General features: G+C 45.8%; 15 protein-coding genes. 7 read left to right on the top strand and 8 right to left on the bottom strand.

What is annotated here, in order from left to right:
- Window positions 1-87: 87 nt before the first annotated feature.
- The gene (locus Pcarn_RS14745; protein ID WP_261836683.1) at window positions 88-1,251 is read right to left on the bottom strand and encodes an AAA family ATPase; all 1,164 of its coding nucleotides are present in this window, start codon (window positions 1,249-1,251) and stop codon (window positions 88-90) included.
- 541 nt (window positions 1,252-1,792) lie between these two features.
- Here Pcarn_RS14745 and Pcarn_RS14740 point away from each other — a divergent pair.
- Window positions 1,793-2,761, top strand: coding sequence for a tyrosine-type recombinase/integrase (locus Pcarn_RS14740; RefSeq protein WP_261836682.1), 969 nt, complete (start codon window positions 1,793-1,795; stop codon window positions 2,759-2,761).
- A gap of 279 nt (window positions 2,762-3,040) precedes the next feature.
- Here Pcarn_RS14740 and Pcarn_RS14735 read toward each other — a convergent pair whose 3' ends face one another.
- Window positions 3,041-3,709, bottom strand: coding sequence for a YoaK family protein (locus tag Pcarn_RS14735; protein WP_261836681.1), 669 nt, complete (start codon window positions 3,707-3,709; stop codon window positions 3,041-3,043).
- Window positions 3,710-3,875: 166 nt separating this feature from the next.
- Between Pcarn_RS14735 and Pcarn_RS14730 the strand changes: the two genes are divergently transcribed.
- Window positions 3,876-4,436, top strand: coding sequence for a phosphohydrolase (locus tag Pcarn_RS14730; RefSeq protein ID WP_261836680.1), 561 nt, complete (start codon window positions 3,876-3,878; stop codon window positions 4,434-4,436).
- A gap of 296 nt (window positions 4,437-4,732) precedes the next feature.
- Here Pcarn_RS14730 and cra read toward each other — a convergent pair whose 3' ends face one another.
- Window positions 4,733-5,713 (bottom strand): catabolite repressor/activator, encoded by a 981-nt coding sequence (gene cra / locus Pcarn_RS14725; RefSeq protein ID WP_261836679.1) that lies wholly within the window; start codon window positions 5,711-5,713, stop codon window positions 4,733-4,735.
- Between the two features lie 293 nt (window positions 5,714-6,006).
- Between cra and fruB the strand changes: the two genes are divergently transcribed.
- The 4 genes from fruB (at window position 6,007) to Pcarn_RS14705 (ending at window position 11,179) form a co-directional block, all read left to right on the top strand.
- The gene (fruB, locus tag Pcarn_RS14720) at window positions 6,007-7,137 is read left to right on the top strand and encodes a fused PTS fructose transporter subunit IIA/HPr protein (RefSeq protein WP_261836678.1); all 1,131 of its coding nucleotides are present in this window, start codon (window positions 6,007-6,009) and stop codon (window positions 7,135-7,137) included.
- 9 nt (window positions 7,138-7,146) lie between these two features.
- Window positions 7,147-8,094 carry a 1-phosphofructokinase gene (gene pfkB / locus Pcarn_RS14715; protein ID WP_261836677.1) on the top strand — a complete coding sequence of 316 codons (948 nt, stop codon included), beginning with the start codon at window positions 7,147-7,149 and terminating at the stop codon, window positions 8,092-8,094.
- A gap of 17 nt (window positions 8,095-8,111) precedes the next feature.
- On the top strand, window positions 8,112-9,833 hold the full coding sequence (gene fruA, locus Pcarn_RS14710) for a PTS fructose transporter subunit IIBC (protein ID WP_261836676.1): 1,722 nt from the start codon (window positions 8,112-8,114) through the stop codon (window positions 9,831-9,833).
- A gap of 122 nt (window positions 9,834-9,955) precedes the next feature.
- The gene (locus tag Pcarn_RS14705; RefSeq protein ID WP_261836675.1) at window positions 9,956-11,179 is read left to right on the top strand and encodes a MalY/PatB family protein; all 1,224 of its coding nucleotides are present in this window, start codon (window positions 9,956-9,958) and stop codon (window positions 11,177-11,179) included.
- 35 nt (window positions 11,180-11,214) lie between these two features.
- Here Pcarn_RS14705 and Pcarn_RS14700 read toward each other — a convergent pair whose 3' ends face one another.
- From Pcarn_RS14700 to moeA, 4 genes are all read right to left on the bottom strand, one after another.
- The gene (locus tag Pcarn_RS14700; RefSeq protein ID WP_261836674.1) at window positions 11,215-11,421 is read right to left on the bottom strand and encodes a dodecin; all 207 of its coding nucleotides are present in this window, start codon (window positions 11,419-11,421) and stop codon (window positions 11,215-11,217) included.
- A gap of 119 nt (window positions 11,422-11,540) precedes the next feature.
- Window positions 11,541-12,497, bottom strand: a complete 957-nt coding sequence (tal, locus tag Pcarn_RS14695; protein WP_261836673.1) for a transaldolase — start codon at window positions 12,495-12,497, stop codon at window positions 11,541-11,543.
- Window positions 12,498-12,657: 160 nt separating this feature from the next.
- A complete protein-coding gene (gene moeB, locus Pcarn_RS14690) occupies window positions 12,658-13,407 on the bottom strand; it encodes a molybdopterin-synthase adenylyltransferase MoeB (protein ID WP_261836672.1) in 750 nt (249 codons plus the stop codon).
- Entirely contained in the window at window positions 13,407-14,651 is a 1,245-nt protein-coding gene (gene moeA / locus Pcarn_RS14685) for a molybdopterin molybdotransferase MoeA (RefSeq protein ID WP_261836671.1), read from the bottom strand. Before moeA ends, moeB begins: the two co-directional genes overlap by 1 nt.
- 175 nt (window positions 14,652-14,826) lie before the next feature.
- Between moeA and folE the strand changes: the two genes are divergently transcribed.
- Window positions 14,827-15,480, top strand: a complete 654-nt coding sequence (folE, locus tag Pcarn_RS14680) for a GTP cyclohydrolase I FolE (RefSeq protein ID WP_261836670.1) — start codon at window positions 14,827-14,829, stop codon at window positions 15,478-15,480.
- A gap of 35 nt (window positions 15,481-15,515) precedes the next feature.
- Here the strand turns inward: folE and Pcarn_RS14675 are convergent, their stop codons facing one another.
- Window positions 15,516-16,475 (bottom strand): TDT family transporter, encoded by a 960-nt coding sequence (locus tag Pcarn_RS14675; protein WP_261836669.1) that lies wholly within the window; start codon window positions 16,473-16,475, stop codon window positions 15,516-15,518.
- Window positions 16,476-16,499: the final 24 nt, after the last annotated feature.

Below are 16,499 nucleotides of genomic sequence, written 5' to 3'. Positions count from 1 at the left end.
CCATTTAGTTTAGGTTTATGTTTAGTTTGGTGCTCTGTTTCACTTGTGACATATAACGCCCCCTTTTAGGGGGGGCTATATGTCACACTAGTGGATGTTTATTGAGATAAGGTCGGAGTCATGGGCTCTTTCGCTAGCTTGTTTAACAGTCACAAGTTCATCATCACGTAACTTATCAAGAATTCTTTTAAAGTTTTGACGTTGCCTAGGGTCTAACGGACCGTTTTCACCGAAGAAGTGTTTTTTTAGTGATCCTCTTGTGGCTTCTCCCGAGCTGAAACTGCGAAGAAACGAAATTATCTTGTGGTCATCGCTCTCTGGTTGAGTATATGTTTTACTATTTCTTGGTTGGTGTTGTGTGTCGCCGTTGCTACAAAACCTTGCTAGAGAAGTTACTGGCTCACCTTCATCATCAGAGATGCCTAGGTCAACTACTGAAAAATCAAGTGTTATTTTGTCCGCAGTATCCATGTCCTTTTGTTTGTCGTTGTGAAAGATAACCGAGTTCTCTCGTTTTTTGTTGTGTGTCACTCTAAACATGGCTTCTATGTTGCTCGGAAGTGAGCTGTGGCCTCTCGGGCCTTTACTCGCGTCTTTGCCCGCGTGGTGAACGATTAATACAGAAACACCAGCTTCGTGTCTTAGTTCGCTGCAGGCTCTGATGAAGGCCGTCATATCCCTTGATGAGTTTTCATCTCCAACAAGGCATTGGGACAAGGTGTCGATGACTACAAGCTCTATCTTTGAACCGTCCTCAGAGCTAGTTTCTTTTACGATCTGGATGAGGTTTCGCATCTGTAATGCGTTTGTTATTTCAACACTTCTGCCTAGGACAAGAACATCATCAGCTAGTTCTTGATTAGCTATCTCCCACGCTTTGATTCGTTTACTTATTCCTTTCTGTCCCTCTGCTGCGATGTAGAGAACCTTACTCTTTCTTGTTTTTCGGCCATTCCAGCTTAGACCTGTTGAAATAGCACAAGATAGGTCTAATGCGGTAAATGTTTTTAGTGTACTGTGAGCCGCACAGAGCATACATAGAGATTCACTCGGCAAAAGTCCCTTGATTAACCATTCGGTTTTGAATTCAAAGTTGGTCGAGCCTTTGCTAAGAAGCATCTCACCGATCTTTATTTCTTTGTCCTCTGCGAGAGGTGTGATTGGAAAGAGGTTGAGTTGTTCTTTCATTTTTATTCCTTCTATTTTTTCTGAATTGTTAGTGATTGACCTGAAATAATTGAGTTCATTCATAAAACAAAGTCAGAGGACGCCGGCACGTTTAGTACATAGCAGTCGGCAAAGATTTACACTCTTAATTTGTTTCTGGTCTGACGCTATTTTTTATTCAGAATTACTCTGAGGTCAAAAATCACTAGTTGAAAAATGTACGATGACCATTTTGTGTTTTTTTGCATCACAAGAAGGGGGTGGCTTTGTGAGGAAATAATTAATCTCCAAGAGATAAACAAATGCCTAATGGTATTTTAAGGGTTGTATGTTGTTTGGAATAAATATTAAGAGCGTCCCTCTCCAATCGTACCATTCATATTTTTATAGGGTTTAAATCCCGACCGATTCATTTTATGTCGGATAAGTCAAATGGTTATTCCTTGAAAAATCAGAGATGCTTCTCATTTTTGTTTTTTTCCATCTGTTTTTGGGAGTATTTCGTTGCGTATATCGCTCAATATTAATAACTTGAATTCACTTCCTGCGCAGGTTGTAACGATACTAATAACGAAGAAGAGAATCGAAAATGCGTCTAACTAGGGACAAGATGAAAACGAGCCTCATGAAGCTCAGAAAAAAAATAGACGAGGATGACTCGCTAACGACAAGCACTAAAAAAGGCTACTTCGACGCAATTTTAATTGTGGAGAGACACTGCCCATTCTTAGATGAATACGTGAAGAATGTTACAGCATCGATGCTAAACTCGTTCTTAAACGAAACTCTAAAGCGTTGTAAAACTAGTCGCAACTCAAAAGTGGGCTACGCAAAAAAAACCAGAAAACACGTTTTGCTCATGTTGAAAAAAGTTTTTGAGCTTTACCTTGAGAGTCGAGATCTGAAGAGTAGCCCTTTCAACGAAGGAAAAATCAAAGTTAAGGGAGCAAATGATCAAAAGTATGTACATCCGTACTCACGTGATGAACTACTAAAACTGTCTGCTCGTGCTACTGATGATTTTGTAGTTCAAAGTTTTATATTAGCGTCTGAGGAAGGCCTACGAACTGGTGAGATCTTTGGAGCTACTGTTTCTGGTTTTGACCCTGAAGAACAAACTCTTAAGATTAAATACTCTATTGTCGGTGGAGAGTTGAAGCAACCAAAGACGGAGAAATCAATTAGAGTAATTTCACTAACAGAACTCTCTACCAAAATTCTGAAACAGCAGCTCCTTCAAGGAAAAACGTGCAAGATGACGTTCATGACACGAGATGGAGAAGTGACAGAAGATTTCTTCTTCGTTGCTCCCACAACTCAGCAACCGTGGAAGAGTAGTGTGCAATATTACCATGCCTTGAGTAAATACTTTGAGTTGGCAAATGTAGAGTTTAGGGGCAGCAAGGTAGCACGACATACTTTCGTCAATAACAGTATTAATGCTGGTATGCGAAAGGTCGATGTTGCTGACCATTGTGGACAGACAAGTGTAAAAGTTATGGAAAGTAACTATCTACTCTGGCAAAACAATATTCGTGGAGGTTTGGCATTTAAGGAGCAGAGGAACACAAGTAGCTTAAACATATCCTTCTAGAGGTAACTGAATCTTAAAAAAAAGCACTTTATGTGCTTTTTTTTATGTCTTTCTTTTAACTCCAGTTTAATTGAAAGTGAAACGATCAAGTGGTACATTTGGCAGATAATAACCAACAAAAGCTATTTTGACTTTTGCTTAACTAACTGTTTTATCAGTGATTTATATGGTTTTAATGGGTAGTGCTTCTGGTTCGATTCCCGCTGCACGCTCCAATTTTTAAACTCCCTTTTTTCTAAAATACAAACGCTTAACTGCGTGATTTGTCGTTTCTGGCGTTTATTCAATATCTGGATGTGTTTTCACATAATAGCGATAGCAGAGCGCGATAAGCACACATAGAACCCCAGGTAGAAGCAGTGCGTGAAATAGAATGGCGTTGAAAAGCAAAGCGCCAACTGTACCGCCAAAAATAAAGCCTAGGCTGATCAAGCTAAACAATATGAGCTTTCTCTTGTTGATGCTCTCGCCCCTCAGGTAGTGGCCAAACATAAGCCCAAGGTCGGTGATAATACCGGTAAGGTGGGTGGTACGCACCACGGCACCACTATAGGTGGTGACCATGGCATTTTGCAGGCCGCATGCCATAGATGCGGTGAAGTCACCATAACCGCTATCGGTAGTTAGCAGATATAGGGTGATGAAAATTAGCAGAGCCTCAAGCAGTAGGGGTATCTCGTAGTGACGCTTTAACTTCAACGATGAAGATTTAAGTACAAAACCAGAAATGGCCGAACCTATGAAGAAAGAGGCAATCACACCGGCAAGATGCAAACTCTTTGATAGAGGAGAGGTGAGCAGTTTAGTACCAAACAGGGTTGCAGTACCTGAAAGGTGTGACACAGACTGATGGTCGATGCCTAGAAGCCCGATAGCGTTAATGGTTCCGGCAATAAAAGCCAGCAAGAAAGCCCCATATTCCACCCATCTAGGTAACCTTGTAATCACGCTATGCCTCGAGTCACTGTTCAAAAGATGCCGTATTCTAGCGCCGCTTTTTGCACCTGTTTTGATGGAAGGTAAGTTTTCTTCAGATAGTGATTGTTAGTTCCTTTATCGATTAAAGGTCAGCTTCTATATTGTTTTTAGGAATATCACCGAATGAGCAGGGAAGATGTCGCAGATAGAAATAAAATTAGAACGCCCACGAGTGGAAGAGCTCTTTTCACGTTATAAGCATTTGATTGGCGATGATTATCTTGGCTATCGCAATCATGTATACCGCACCATCACCTACGCCATGCACTTTCTTGGCAACGATCCGGAGCTAGAGCAGATTGTCGAGACCGCTTTTGTCTACCACGATATAGGCCTTTGGACAGACCATGAGCTTGCTTATCTAGAGCCGTCTGAGGCAGTGGCTCTGAAAGACAATGAAGAGTTCGGTTGGGGGCTCGACCCAGATGAATTGCAAGGCGCGATTCATTGGCATCATAAGATCACCCCCTATAAGGGTGCCCATCAGAAAGTCATAGAAGCGTGCCGCAAGGCGGACTGGATTGATGCTTCCATGGGTATGGTGCGCAAGGGGTTGAGTAAGGAAACCATTAAACAGGTCGAGGATGCGTTTCCAAATAATGGCTTTCACGATACCTTGATGAGGCTGGCGAAGGACCTTGGCGGTTCAACTTTGGTTGGGGGGATTAAGGTGACTAAGGGTATTGTTAAGTGGTAGGGGGCGGAGCTGTCAGTTTTGAGCGATCAGCTGTCAGTTTTTGGCTCTTTCGCTATGGAGATAGTGTATACGTTTAATTTGAGTGGCTTCGATATGGTTGGGTGCTCAAACAGATCCCGGATAATTGCGTTGCAATTTCCGGGATGACGCAGGGAAATAGCTCCGTAAATCAATAATGAACGTCATCCCGGCTGGCTCTTAGTCGGGATCTTCATGACTTCGAAACTCAACTGTTTAAAAGCAAACATCCAACATCGTAATCAACCCTCTGAAAGCTGACAGCTTAAAGCTCACCGCTATTTTCTAACCACAATCTTTCTAGGAACCAACTCCACCCCAGGGTTATACCTCTTCGCTGAAGCATTCAACGCCAACTCCATTGCGCTGTCCGCAATCAATTCAAACTGCTGCGGTAGAGAGTTGATTTTGATTGGTAGAAAGTCCAGCAAGCGGTTGTCACCGAAGGTGCCGAGCTTAACCTTGTTCATCAATTCAGGCTTTTCCAGCATTACATCCAGAATGCCTTCGAGCAGGGTGTATGAGGTGGTGATTACCGCATCTGGAACACAGCCTTTTTTTACCCAGTCAGAGAAAAGCTTCTTACCTTCTTCTCGGGAGAAGTGATGACCATAGTTTACTTGTGTCTCATACCCTTCTTGCTGACATACGGAGCGAAACCCCTGCTCACGTTCTTTGGATACTTGCAGTTCCGGTAGGGCACCGATTAGGCCCATACTTTGTATCTTAGATGAGATAAGGGAGCGTGTGAGATCATGGGCAGCGTCGAAGTCTTCGCTAATCACGCAGCTGAAGTGTTCGTCATTCATGGCACGGTCGAGGGCGATAACCGGAGTACCACTGTTTTGTAGTCTTTGATAGTACTCGCTGGCGTTGGGCATGGTACTGGCAACGAATAGGGCATCGATGCGGCGACTAATCAGGGTATCCGCTACCTTTTGCTCTGTGTCTGGATCATCATCGGAACACGCGATCAGGATTTGGTAGCCTGCTTTTCGGGAATTCTGCTCGAGCAGTTTGGCTAGGCGGGCGTAACTGGTGTTTTCAAGATCTGGGATGATCAAACCAAAAGAGCGAGAGTTTCCAGCGCGCAGGGATGAGGCCGCGTGGTCTGGGCGATAGTTATGCTCATCAACCACTGCCATGACCTTACGCTGGGTCTTTTCGCTGATGCGATACTTCTGTGCTTTGCCATTTATGACATAACTCGCGGTGGTTTTGGATACACCAGCCAGTTTTGCTATCTCATCGAGAGTCATTGATTCGCCCTATCTTTTGTGCACCGGATCAAATTCCGCCACTAATGATCTAAATTCCATTTGAATTATATGCTGAACCGATTCAGTATAAAAGCTGAAAGGATTCAGCAAATCTTGTTAAGTGACACAGCTCACTCATTTTACGAAATGAAATACACACTTAATTGGGAATTGTTGAACAGAACAACATAAGAATAGTTATTTGCTGAATCGATTCAGTTCAGCAGGGTGAACAAATTAAAATATTCGCTAGGCTTGAACCTAGCTAAACAAGTAAAGCTGGAGAAGCAACCATGCTTAAACTAACCACCAATGACATTAGCTTGTCGCAATCAGCGCAAGACAAGTTTTCTGCAATCAAGGCTATCGCTGCCAGTCTGACTGATAAAGGTCTGGTAGAGCAGGGCTATGTAGAAGGCATGCTTAACCGAGAAAACCAGAATTCAACCTTCCTTGGAAATGGTATCGCCATCCCTCACGGCACCACGGATACCCGTTCTATGGTTAAGACCACAGGCGTTGCGGTTCATCACTTCCCTCAAGGTGTAGATTGGGGCGATGGTAATCAGGCTTATGTGGCAATCGGTATTGCGGCTAAATCTGATGAGCACCTAGATATCCTAAAGCAGCTGACTAAGGTTCTCGGTGCTGACGGTATTCAAGAGCGTCTGCGTGATGCAAAAGATGCTGATGAGATTATTGGTTTGCTTAATGGTGAGGTTCAGCTCGAGGTGGAATTTGATGCATCGACCATTCAGCTGGGTTTCCCAGCAACGGATATGGTTCAGTTGAGCGCGGTAGCCGCTGGTCTTCTTAAGAATAATGAGTGTGCGAGCAGTGAGTTTGTTGCTGATATCGTAACTAAAGCACCGACCGCTCTTGGTAACGGTCTTTGGTTGGTCGGTAGCGATAAGGGAGTTTCACGCACTGGCGTATCATTTGTCTCTAGCGCGAGTGAGTTCGAATTAGACGGCCAAGCGGTAAAAGGTCTTATCACCTTCGCAGCTTGTAATGGCGCTCACGCAAATATTCTATCCAACGTTTCAAAGCTGGTTTTCGATGGTAGTCAGAGCAAGCTACTTGATGCTGACATCCCTACCATTGTTTCGCTATTAACTGGCGGGGAAACTGAAGCAGCCTCTGAAGCTGGCAATAGCGCAATCTTTAAGATCAAAAATGCACACGGCCTGCACGCAAGACCGGGCGCTATGCTGGTTGCAGAGTGTAAGAAATTTGAGTCCAACATCCGCGTTGCCAACCTAGATGGTGACGGCAAGGTAGTAAATGCCAAAAGCTTGATGAAGGTGATTGCCCTAGGTGTTAAACATGGTCATCAGCTTCAATTCACCGCTGAAGGTAGCGATGCGGCCGAGGCTTTAGCGTCTATCGGTAAGGCTATCGAATCTGGTCTGGGTGAAGGCTAAGGAGTGGTTATGTCAGAGATGAAAACCAATAAGGTTGTCACTATTACTCTAAATCCAGCGTTGGACCTTACAGGCAGTCTGCAAAGCCTCAACCAAGGTTCTGTGAGCCTAGTTGAGAAAAGCAATCTGCATGCTGCTGGCAAGGGAGTAAACGTAGCTAAGGTTTTAAGTGAACTTGGCGCTGATGTGACGGTTACTGGCTTTCTTGGTAAAGACAACCCAGAACTTTTCCATCAGCTGTTTGAGCAGATCGGCGTTCGTAATGAATTCGTCGAGGTAAGTGGTGCTACTCGTATCAACGTTAAGTTGGTGGAAGAAAGTGGTGACGTGAGTGACATCAACTTTCCGGGCGTTCAGGTGAGTGAAGATGAGGTCGCGCGCTTTGAGCAAACGCTATTTAACCTAGCTGAAACCCACGACTATTTTGTGATTGCGGGTAGTCTTCCGGGGGGGGTAACCCCAGAGATGTGTGCAGCTTGGATTGAAAAGCTAAACCAATTAGGCAAGAAGGTATTCTTCGATAGTAGCAAAGCTGCGTTAAAAGCAGGCATTGCTGCCAAGCCTTGGCTTATCAAGCCGAACGATGAAGAGTTAAGTGACTTTGTCGGTGAAAAGCTAGAAACGCCTGAGCAGTGTAAAGTCGCTGCCGAGTCTCTTGGTGAGCAAGGCATCCAGAACGTGGTTGTCTCTATGGGCGCTGAAGGCGTGATGTGGCTAAACCAAGGTGAGTGGATTCAGTCCCAGCCACCACGTATGCAAGTGGTTAGCACTGTAGGCGCGGGCGATACCCTAGTTGCTGGGCTTTGCTGGGGGCAGATGCAACAGATGCCAAAAACAGAACTTATTCGCTTCGCTACCGCTTTGTCTGCACTAGCAGTTAGCCAAGTAGGCGTAGGCGTACCTAGCCAACAACAATTACAACAAATCCAACAAGAAACAAAAGTTATCCAGCTCTGAGAAAAAGGTTCCCTAATATGAATATCGTAATGATTACAGCTTGTCCTAGTGGTGTTGCGAACAGCATCCTAGCGGCAGGTCTACTAGAGCAAGCAGCTGCTAAGCTGGGTTGGAATGCTAAGGTTGAATGCCAGTCTAGCGTTATCGACTCTACACCATTATCAACCAGCGACATCGAACAAGCCGACCTAGTGGTAGTGGCTTCTGATGTGGCTATCGATTTATCGCGCTTTGCAGGAAAGAAGCTTTATCAAGGTGTAATCAATGAGGTTACCGCTGATTCTGTGGCGTTTCTAAACAGCGCTAGTGAGAAAGCTGAGGTTCTTGCTGAGTCAGAAGCTAAGGCGACTGCGAGTTCGGAAACCAAGAAGATTGTTGCTATCACAGCATGTCCAACTGGCGTTGCACACACCTTTATGGCGGCAGAAGCCCTTGAAGAGGAAGGTAAGCGTCGAGGTCACCAAATCAAGGTTGAGACACGCGGCTCTGTAGGTGCCAAGAACCAACTGACGGACCAAGAAATCGCTGATGCGGATCTTGTGATTATCGCAGCTGACATCGAAGTTCCATTAGATCGCTTCAATGGCAAGAAGATGTACCGTACCAAAACGGGTCCAGCACTGAAGAAAACCGCTGAAGAGATGGACAAAGCCTTTGTTGAAGCGAGCGTTTATCAACACTCGGGCACTAGCCAATCAAGTGCGACAGAAGAGAAGAAGGGTGCCTATAAGCACCTGATGACGGGTGTATCGCACATGCTTCCTGTAGTGGTTGCAGGTGGCCTTATCATCGCTCTTTCTTTCGTATTTGGTATCGAGGCATTTAAAGAGCAGGGCACACTGGCTGAGGCCTTGATGACTATCGGTGGCGGCTCTGCGTTCGCGCTTATGATCCCTGTGCTTGCGGGTTACATTGCATTTTCTATTGCAGATCGTCCGGGTCTAGCTCCAGGTCTTGTGGGCGGTATGCTTGCAAGCTCAACAGGTGCAGGTTTCCTTGGTGGTATCGCAGCAGGTTTTATTGCAGGTTATGCAGCTAAGTTCCTGGCTGAAAAGGTTAGCCTTCCACAGTCGATGGAGGCACTTAAACCTATCTTGATCATTCCATTTGTAGCGACTTTGTTCACTGGCCTTGTGATGATCTACATCGTGGGTGGCCCAGTATCTGGCATCATGAATGGCCTGACAGATTTCCTGAACAACATGGGTTCTGACAGTGCAGTTCTACTGGGCGTGCTTCTTGGCGCTATGATGTGTTTTGACCTTGGCGGTCCGGTTAACAAGGCAGCGTATGCGTTTGGTGTAGGCCTTCTAGCCTCACAAACCTATGCCCCTATGGCGGCTATCATGGCTGCAGGTATGGTTCCTGCGCTAGGTATGGGCCTTGCTACCTTCATTGCTAAGAGCAAGTTCGACCAAAGCGAGCGTGAAGCAGGTAAGGCGTCGTTTGTACTGGGTCTGTGCTTTATCTCTGAGGGTGCTATCCCATTTGCAGCGAAAGACCCAATGCGCGTTATCCCTGCATGTATGGCGGGCGGCGCACTAACCGGTGCTCTATCTATGCTATTCGGTGCAAAACTAATGGCACCACATGGTGGTCTGTTCGTTCTGCTTATCCCGAATGCTATTTCTCCAGTACTTATGTACCTAGTAGCAATCGCAGCAGGTACAGCAGTAACAGGCTTTGGCTATGCGTTTCTTAAAAAGCGTAGCGAGAAGACAGAGCTAGTTAGCGCTTAATTCTTAAATTTCTATTGAAGACCTCCCAAATGGAGGTCTTTTTTTATTTTTTAAAAATATTTCGTCTTTTCTCGAACTGTTCCGTCTTATAGGTGTATCAATTATTAGAATGGGAACAAACTGTGTTTAAAATCGAAGCAAAGCAGAAAGAAAATCAGCATAATTTCATCAAACATGACGCGAACATGCTCAATAACATCTATGGTGCCACTGACCTAGATTCTTATTGGATCGCGGATATGGACTTCCCGATTGCACAGCCGATCACCGATGAATTGCAACGTTTGGTGAGCCGCGAGCTGTACTCTTATGAGTTCGACTCAAAGCGTGCTTTCAATGCCATTGCTGATTGGAATAGGCGCCGCCATGCTCTAGAACTTAACCCAGAGAACTTTGTTCAAGTGCCAGGTGTGCTAAGTGCTATTGGTCTTCTTATCCGCCAGTACACAGAAAAAGGCGATGGAGTGCTTATCCAAACCCCTGTGTATCATCAGTTCCGTCGCTTGATTGAGTCAGCAGGTCGCAAGGTTGTTGCTAACCCCCTAAAAGCGGATGGGGAGCGATATGAGGTAGACTTTGTCGACTTTGAGGCAAAGCTTGCTTCAGGCAAAGCGAAGATGGTTTTGCTGTGTAATCCACATAACCCTGTTGGTCGTGTGTGGTCTTATGCTGAGATGGAGAAACTGGTTAGCATTGCTAATAAATACGATGTAGTCGTAGTGAGCGATGAGGTGCATGCAGATATCGTGTTCGATAAGCAGAAGTTCACCAGTATCCTAGAGTTCGATTACCCTAATATCATTTCGATTATTGGCTCTCCAGCGAAAAACTTTGGTCTTAACAGCATCTCGGTTGGCTTTATCTATACCAACAGCTTTGAGATGAAGTCAGAGATTGCCGACATGGTTAGCTCGTTGGCGCTAGACCATGGTAATGCCCTAACTACCTACGCCACTATCGCTGCTTATGAGAAGGGTGAAGAATGGTTTGATGGCTACCTTAAGTACACCAATGCGAACCGTGATTTTATCCTTGATTACCTAAAAACTAATGCTCCTCAAGTTAAGGCATACAAGCCTCAAGGAACTAACCAGATCTGGTTTGATTTTACTGAGTTGAACTTAGAAGCAGGGCAGTTGAAGTCTCTGTTGGTCAAAAAGGCAAAGCTCGCACTAACCCCAGGCACTTGGTTTGGAGAGTCTGACCCCAACTTCTATCGCATGAACTTCGCCGTGCCACGAGAAAAGCTAGAGGCATCATTGCAGCGTTTGGTAACAGCAATAAATAGCAAGCCTTGCCGAGCAAGTGCTCAAGCTATTGAAGTCTCAAAAGGCTGCTGCTGTTAACAAAAGAAAAGCGCCCTAGGGCGCTTTTTCTATATTTAATCTAGGGTGAAGCCAATCTTGATGGTCACCTGCCAGTGGGCCACCTTGCCGTCATCGATATGACCTCGCACTTCCTGCATCTCGAACCAACGCATGTTGTGTACACTCTTGCTGGCTTTTTCTACCGCGTTGTTGATAGCGTCTTCAATTCCATTTGGTGATGAGCCGACAAGCTCGGTCATCTTATAGGTGTGATGTGGCATCTAGCTTCTCCTTGAGTGTTCTGGGTACTCAATAAAAACTAGACCTGCATTTTGCTAGTGGCAAGAAACAAAAAAGCCCCAGCATTGCTGAGGCTCTAAATCTAGGGTTCTAGGTGGGATTAGCCAGCTAGTCGCGCTTTTAGCATGTCTTCCAGTTTCTCTTGGTCAACAGCGAACTGACGAATGCCTTCCGCTAGTTTTTCAATCGCCATTGGGTCTTGGTTGTGATCCCATAGGAACTGAGAGTGAGTTAGCGGAGCAGGACGCTCTTTAGTTGCGCCATTGTCTACTAGCTTGGTCTCAACAACTCCTTTTGCTTGCTCTAGCTCTTCTAGAAGCTGAGGGCTGATAGTTAGACGGTCGCAGCCAGCTAGCTCTAGGATCTCGCCCGTGTTACGGAAGCTTGCGCCCATAACGACAGTGTTGTAGCCGTGCTCTTTGTAGTAGTTGTAGATCTTAGTTACAGACAGTACGCCTGGGTCTTCAGCCGCTTCAAACGAACGACCTTCTTTCGCCTTGTACCAGTCCATGATACGGCCAACGAAAGGAGAGATCAGGTAAACACCTGCTTCAGCACAAGCCTGAGCCTGAGCGAATGAGAATAGTAGAGTCAGGTTACAGTTGATGCCTTCTTTCTCTAGTTGCTCTGCCGCGCGGATACCTTGCCAAGTAGAAGCAAGCTTAATAAGAATACGTTCTTTATTGATGCCTTCCGCTTCGTACATCTTGATGATGTTGCGTGCACGCTCGATGCTGCCTTCAGTGTCGTAAGATAGGCGAGAGTCTACTTCTGTAGAAACGCGACCTGGTACCACTTTTAGGATTTCTAGGCCGATCTTCACTGCTAGGTAGTCACTTGCAAATGCTACTTGTGCATCGATGTTGTCAAACTTCTGTTTTGCTTCTGCTACAACGCTATCAATTAGGGGTTGATAGTGGTCAAGGCCTGCAGCTTTAAGAACTAGAGAAGGGTTAGTTGTTGCATCTTCTGGACGATATTTTGCAATCGCCTCGATGTCACCTGTATCGGCAACAACAACAGTTTGAGAGCGAAGTTGTTGTAGTTTATTGCTCATTCTTGTTCATCCTAATCAAGATTAAAACAAAGGAGGTAAAGGCCTCCTTTGCGTCCCAGTGGGGAGGTGTTTGGACTAATCTAAGCTAATCTAGAGCGTTTGTGAATGGTTTTTATTGCAAGAATGTAAGGTGTGACCAGTGCAAACGTTTAGCTGAGAATCATGTGCCACAAACCTTACAGTTTTGTTGCTTAGGAAGGTTAAACTCTCGCCATTTTAGGTTCAGTGCATCCAGTATCAGAAGCTTGCCACTGGAGACCTCGCCCAGCTTAGTCAGCACGCGAATCGCTTCCAACGCCTGCATACTGCCAATCACACCGACCACAGGAGATAGAATTCCCGCTTCAACGCAGCTCAGGTTGGCATCACCAAATAAAGAGCTTAGACATTGATAACAAGGTTCACCTTCGCCATAGGTAAAGCTAATCACCTGACCCTCAAGGCGAATCGCAGCACCCGAAACGAGCGGTGTTTTGTGTTTAAAACAGAGGCGGTTTATCTGATTGCGGGTATCTAGATTATCGGTAGCATCAATAACTAAACTGTGCTCTTGGATAAGCGCCTCTAACTTGGCATCGTCCAGCTTTTCATGGATGGCTTGGATGTCACACAGACTATTGATGGCTGCGAGGCTCTCTTTAGCAGAGTCTACCTTACGACGACCCACATCTTTTTCAGTATGTAGGATCTGACGCTGCAGGTTAGACAGCTCGATATCATCAAAGTCGACAATGGTGAGTTTGCCAATACCTGCTGAAACTAGGTATGGGCTGGTGGCACAACCTAGGCCACCGGCACCAATAAGCAAAACTGAACTCTGCTTCAGGGTTTCTTGTCCTTCGAAATCAAACGAACGCAAGATGATCTGACGATTATAACGAAGCAGTTCTTCGTCGCTTAATATATCCATTAGTACATCACTGAGCTAAATGGTTGAATTTGAACAGTTTCGCCAATCTCTACATGGCCGCGCTCACGCTCAAGGATGGCAAAACAGTTGGCAAGGCTCATCGAACGGAATGCACCTGAACTCTGATTACCCGTGCTTTCTACCTCAAGTTGACCGTCTTGATTCACTGAGAAGATAGCACGCTGATAATCGGCGCGACCCGGACGCTTCTTGAATGCAGATTTAGAGATAGCAGAGATGCTTGGTGCTTCTTTCCATTGGCTCTCACCGCTTAGCTTCGCAATCAAAGGCTGAACCAAAACATAAGAGGTCACAAAGGCTGACACTGGGTTACCTGGAAGGCCGCAGAATAGGGCGTCACCCAGTGAACCAAACGCGAATGGCTTACCTGGTTTAATCGCTAGCTTCCAGAAGCTGATTTCACCTTGTTGCTCAAGGATATCCTTGGTGTAGTCCGCTTCACCTACGCTTACGCCGCCTGAGGTGACCACCACATCAGCAACGGATTTGGCTTTTTCAAACGCTTGATGAAGAAGCTCTTCGTTGTCAGGGATGATACCCAGGTCAATCACTTCACAACCGAACTTGTCGAACAGTGGGCGCATACCATAGCGGTTGCTGTCGTAGATCTCACCGGCTTGTAGCTCAGTACCAACTGGTTTTAACTCATCACCTGTCGAGAATACAGCCACGATTGGCTTACGAAATACGTCTACCGTAGCAACGCCCAAAGAGGCCAGCATAGGAAGGTCGCGCGCAGATAGGCGTGTGCCTTTTTCAAGAGCTAGCTGACCGGTTTTGATGTCGTCACCGGTAGGGCGGATATGTTGCTGGGGCTTCACCGAGCCTAGCTCAACATTGAAAGTGATGCTCTCGCCATCTGCGGTTACATCTTCTTGCATAATCACAGCGTCACACCCTTCAGGGATTTGAGCACCGGTCATGATGCGTACGCAGCTGTCCGTTGGCCATTCGTTATTAAATGGAGCACCAGCGAATGACTTACCTACAAGTGGCATGGTTAGCGAACGATTTAGGTCGGCAATACGAACTGCGTAGCCGTCCATTGCTGAGTTATCAAAAGGCGGGACATTAAGGGGAGAGCTGACATCGTGTGCCAATACTCGGCCAATTGCATCCTCTATTGCCAGAGTTTCGGTCTCGGTAACAACAGGGGTATTTTTTAGAATGATTGGCATTGCCTCTTCAATTGGCATCAACCCAGGAGCGTCACAACAGCCCATGATTTATCCTTTGTTTCACATGTATTAAAAATGAAACTTTAGCATGATGTCGCCAGCCACAATACCGCTTACGGTAAATAGAAGATGTAATTTATGCAAAATACGAGTATCCTCTCACGCCATTGCGGAATTATTGGCCGTATTGAGCAAAGAGTTGTACAGGAGACGCTAAACGATGTCAGGTTTGAGTGAATCGGCTTTGTTGGTAAAACAAGCACTTGAGGCCCGTGGCCTTGAAACACCTATGGTGCAAAATGATCTAAGTTCAGACGAGAAGAAAGAGCGCATTGAATATCATATGCGTGAGATTCTTGGTCTACTTCAACTGGATCTTACTGACGACTCTCTGCAAGAGACTCCGCACCGCATCGCCAAGATGTATGTAGACGAGATCTTCTCTGGTCTTGATTACACTCGCTTCCCTAAGATCACCGTTATCGAAAACAAGATGGATGTTAGCGAGATGGTTCGAGTGAAAGACATCACGCTGACCAGCACTTGTGAGCATCACCTAGTTACCATCGATGGTCGCGCAGCGGTAGCTTATATCCCTCGTGGCAAGATCATTGGTCTCTCAAAGATTAACCGTATCGTTCGCTTCTTCGCTCAGCGCCCTCAAGTCCAAGAGCGCATGACTCAGCAAATCTTAGTTGCACTGCAAACACTGCTGGGTAGTGATGATGTAGCGGTCACTATCGATGCGACTCACTACTGTGTGAAATCTCGCGGTGTGATGGATGCAACCAGCGAAACTACTACTACAGCACTGGGCGGTATATTCAAATCTAATGCCGCAACTCGCCATGAGTTTTTGCACGGTTTGCGCTAATAAGTAGCAAATTAACGAATATAAAAACGGAGCACTTAGTGCTCCGTTTTTGTTTTGAATCGTTCTGGCCAGTACATGACTAAATAGCCAGCGGATACCCAGACAACCAGCAATGTGGCTATGGTGAGTTCGAACATGCCGAAGTTATGTAGCCAATACCAGTTTGGGTGAGAGTCTTTAAACCAAGTGGTCAGACGTGACATAGCGATAGCACTGATCACTGATGGGAAGGTTACTGCTGCAATAGAGGGCTGAAAGTTCAGTCTGAGCAGATTGAAGTAACACAGGAACACCAGTACCGTCATGGTGATAGCGATACCCGCCAGTGCTCCCGCCAGAATAGGGTCAGGCTCAGGGAAGTTTACCAGATAGGCGGCCAATGTCAGGTTGATTGGTGCGGCCATAATAGCCAGTGTAGGGCGCGCACGCCTTGGAAGTTTGCCTAAGAACACTAATCGATACAGCACGACAGGAAGCATTACAAAATAGATGGCGATACATAGATTCGCCATATTCTGTGAGAAGGTGATATGACCTAAACCTGAACCCGCCAAAGTACTGCTGATTACCCCAACCGGATAGAGAAACCAGCTAGGTACAATATTCGCCATCTTAAAGTCAGCAAACTGAAAGCCAAAAAACAGAACCATCATTAGTAGATGGAGGCTTAATGAGGCGAGCCAAAGATAATGCGCAGGCTCTGGAAAAACAGTGGCCACATAATCGCACAAAACCAACAGCGCCATACTCATTGGAGCCATAAGGCTACCATTTAGCGGGTGGCGAATATCAGCCAGAAATATCTTCGGATTAAGGAAATATTTGAGAAGTACTGGGATCAACAAAAGTGCGCCAATGACGACCAGATATGGACGTATAGCACCACCAACGGTAGGAATATAGAGAGACCACGCTTGACCCAAACCGATAATACCCAGCGCTAGCGCCGCCTGTGAGGGTGGAATATGCTGGAAGCGATTGAATCTACGAAGCACTGATGGGGTCTCTTATTTTAATTG

It is taken from the genome of Vibrio ishigakensis (assembly GCF_024347675.1).
In the GTDB taxonomy this organism is placed as follows: domain Bacteria; phylum Pseudomonadota; class Gammaproteobacteria; order Enterobacterales; family Vibrionaceae; genus Vibrio; species Vibrio ishigakensis.
Note: the sequence above shows the minus strand (reverse complement) of the source record. Positions and strands in the feature narration are given on the sequence as shown.

Excerpts from the sequence above, each read along its gene's own strand:
- moeB (WP_261836672.1), bottom strand. The coding sequence starts at position 13,407 with ATGGATATATTAAGCGACGAAGAACTGCTTCGTTATAATCGTCAGATC.
- fruA (WP_261836676.1), top strand. The coding sequence starts at position 8,112 with ATGAATATCGTAATGATTACAGCTTGTCCTAGTGGTGTTGCGAACAGC.
- pfkB (WP_261836677.1), top strand. The coding sequence starts at position 7,147 with ATGTCAGAGATGAAAACCAATAAGGTTGTCACTATTACTCTAAATCCA.
- cra (WP_261836679.1), bottom strand. The coding sequence starts at position 5,713 with ATGACTCTCGATGAGATAGCAAAACTGGCTGGTGTATCCAAAACCACC.
- folE (WP_261836670.1), top strand. The coding sequence starts at position 14,827 with ATGTCAGGTTTGAGTGAATCGGCTTTGTTGGTAAAACAAGCACTTGAG.
- fruB (WP_261836678.1), top strand. The coding sequence starts at position 6,007 with ATGCTTAAACTAACCACCAATGACATTAGCTTGTCGCAATCAGCGCAA.
- Pcarn_RS14745 (WP_261836683.1), bottom strand. The coding sequence starts at position 1,251 with ATGAATGAACTCAATTATTTCAGGTCAATCACTAACAATTCAGAAAAA.
- tal (WP_261836673.1), bottom strand. The coding sequence starts at position 12,497 with ATGAGCAATAAACTACAACAACTTCGCTCTCAAACTGTTGTTGTTGCC.
- Pcarn_RS14700 (WP_261836674.1), bottom strand. The coding sequence starts at position 11,421 with ATGCCACATCACACCTATAAGATGACCGAGCTTGTCGGCTCATCACCA.
- Pcarn_RS14740 (WP_261836682.1), top strand. The coding sequence starts at position 1,793 with ATGAAGCTCAGAAAAAAAATAGACGAGGATGACTCGCTAACGACAAGC.
- Pcarn_RS14730 (WP_261836680.1), top strand. The coding sequence starts at position 3,876 with ATGTCGCAGATAGAAATAAAATTAGAACGCCCACGAGTGGAAGAGCTC.
- moeA (WP_261836671.1), bottom strand. The coding sequence starts at position 14,651 with ATGGGCTGTTGTGACGCTCCTGGGTTGATGCCAATTGAAGAGGCAATG.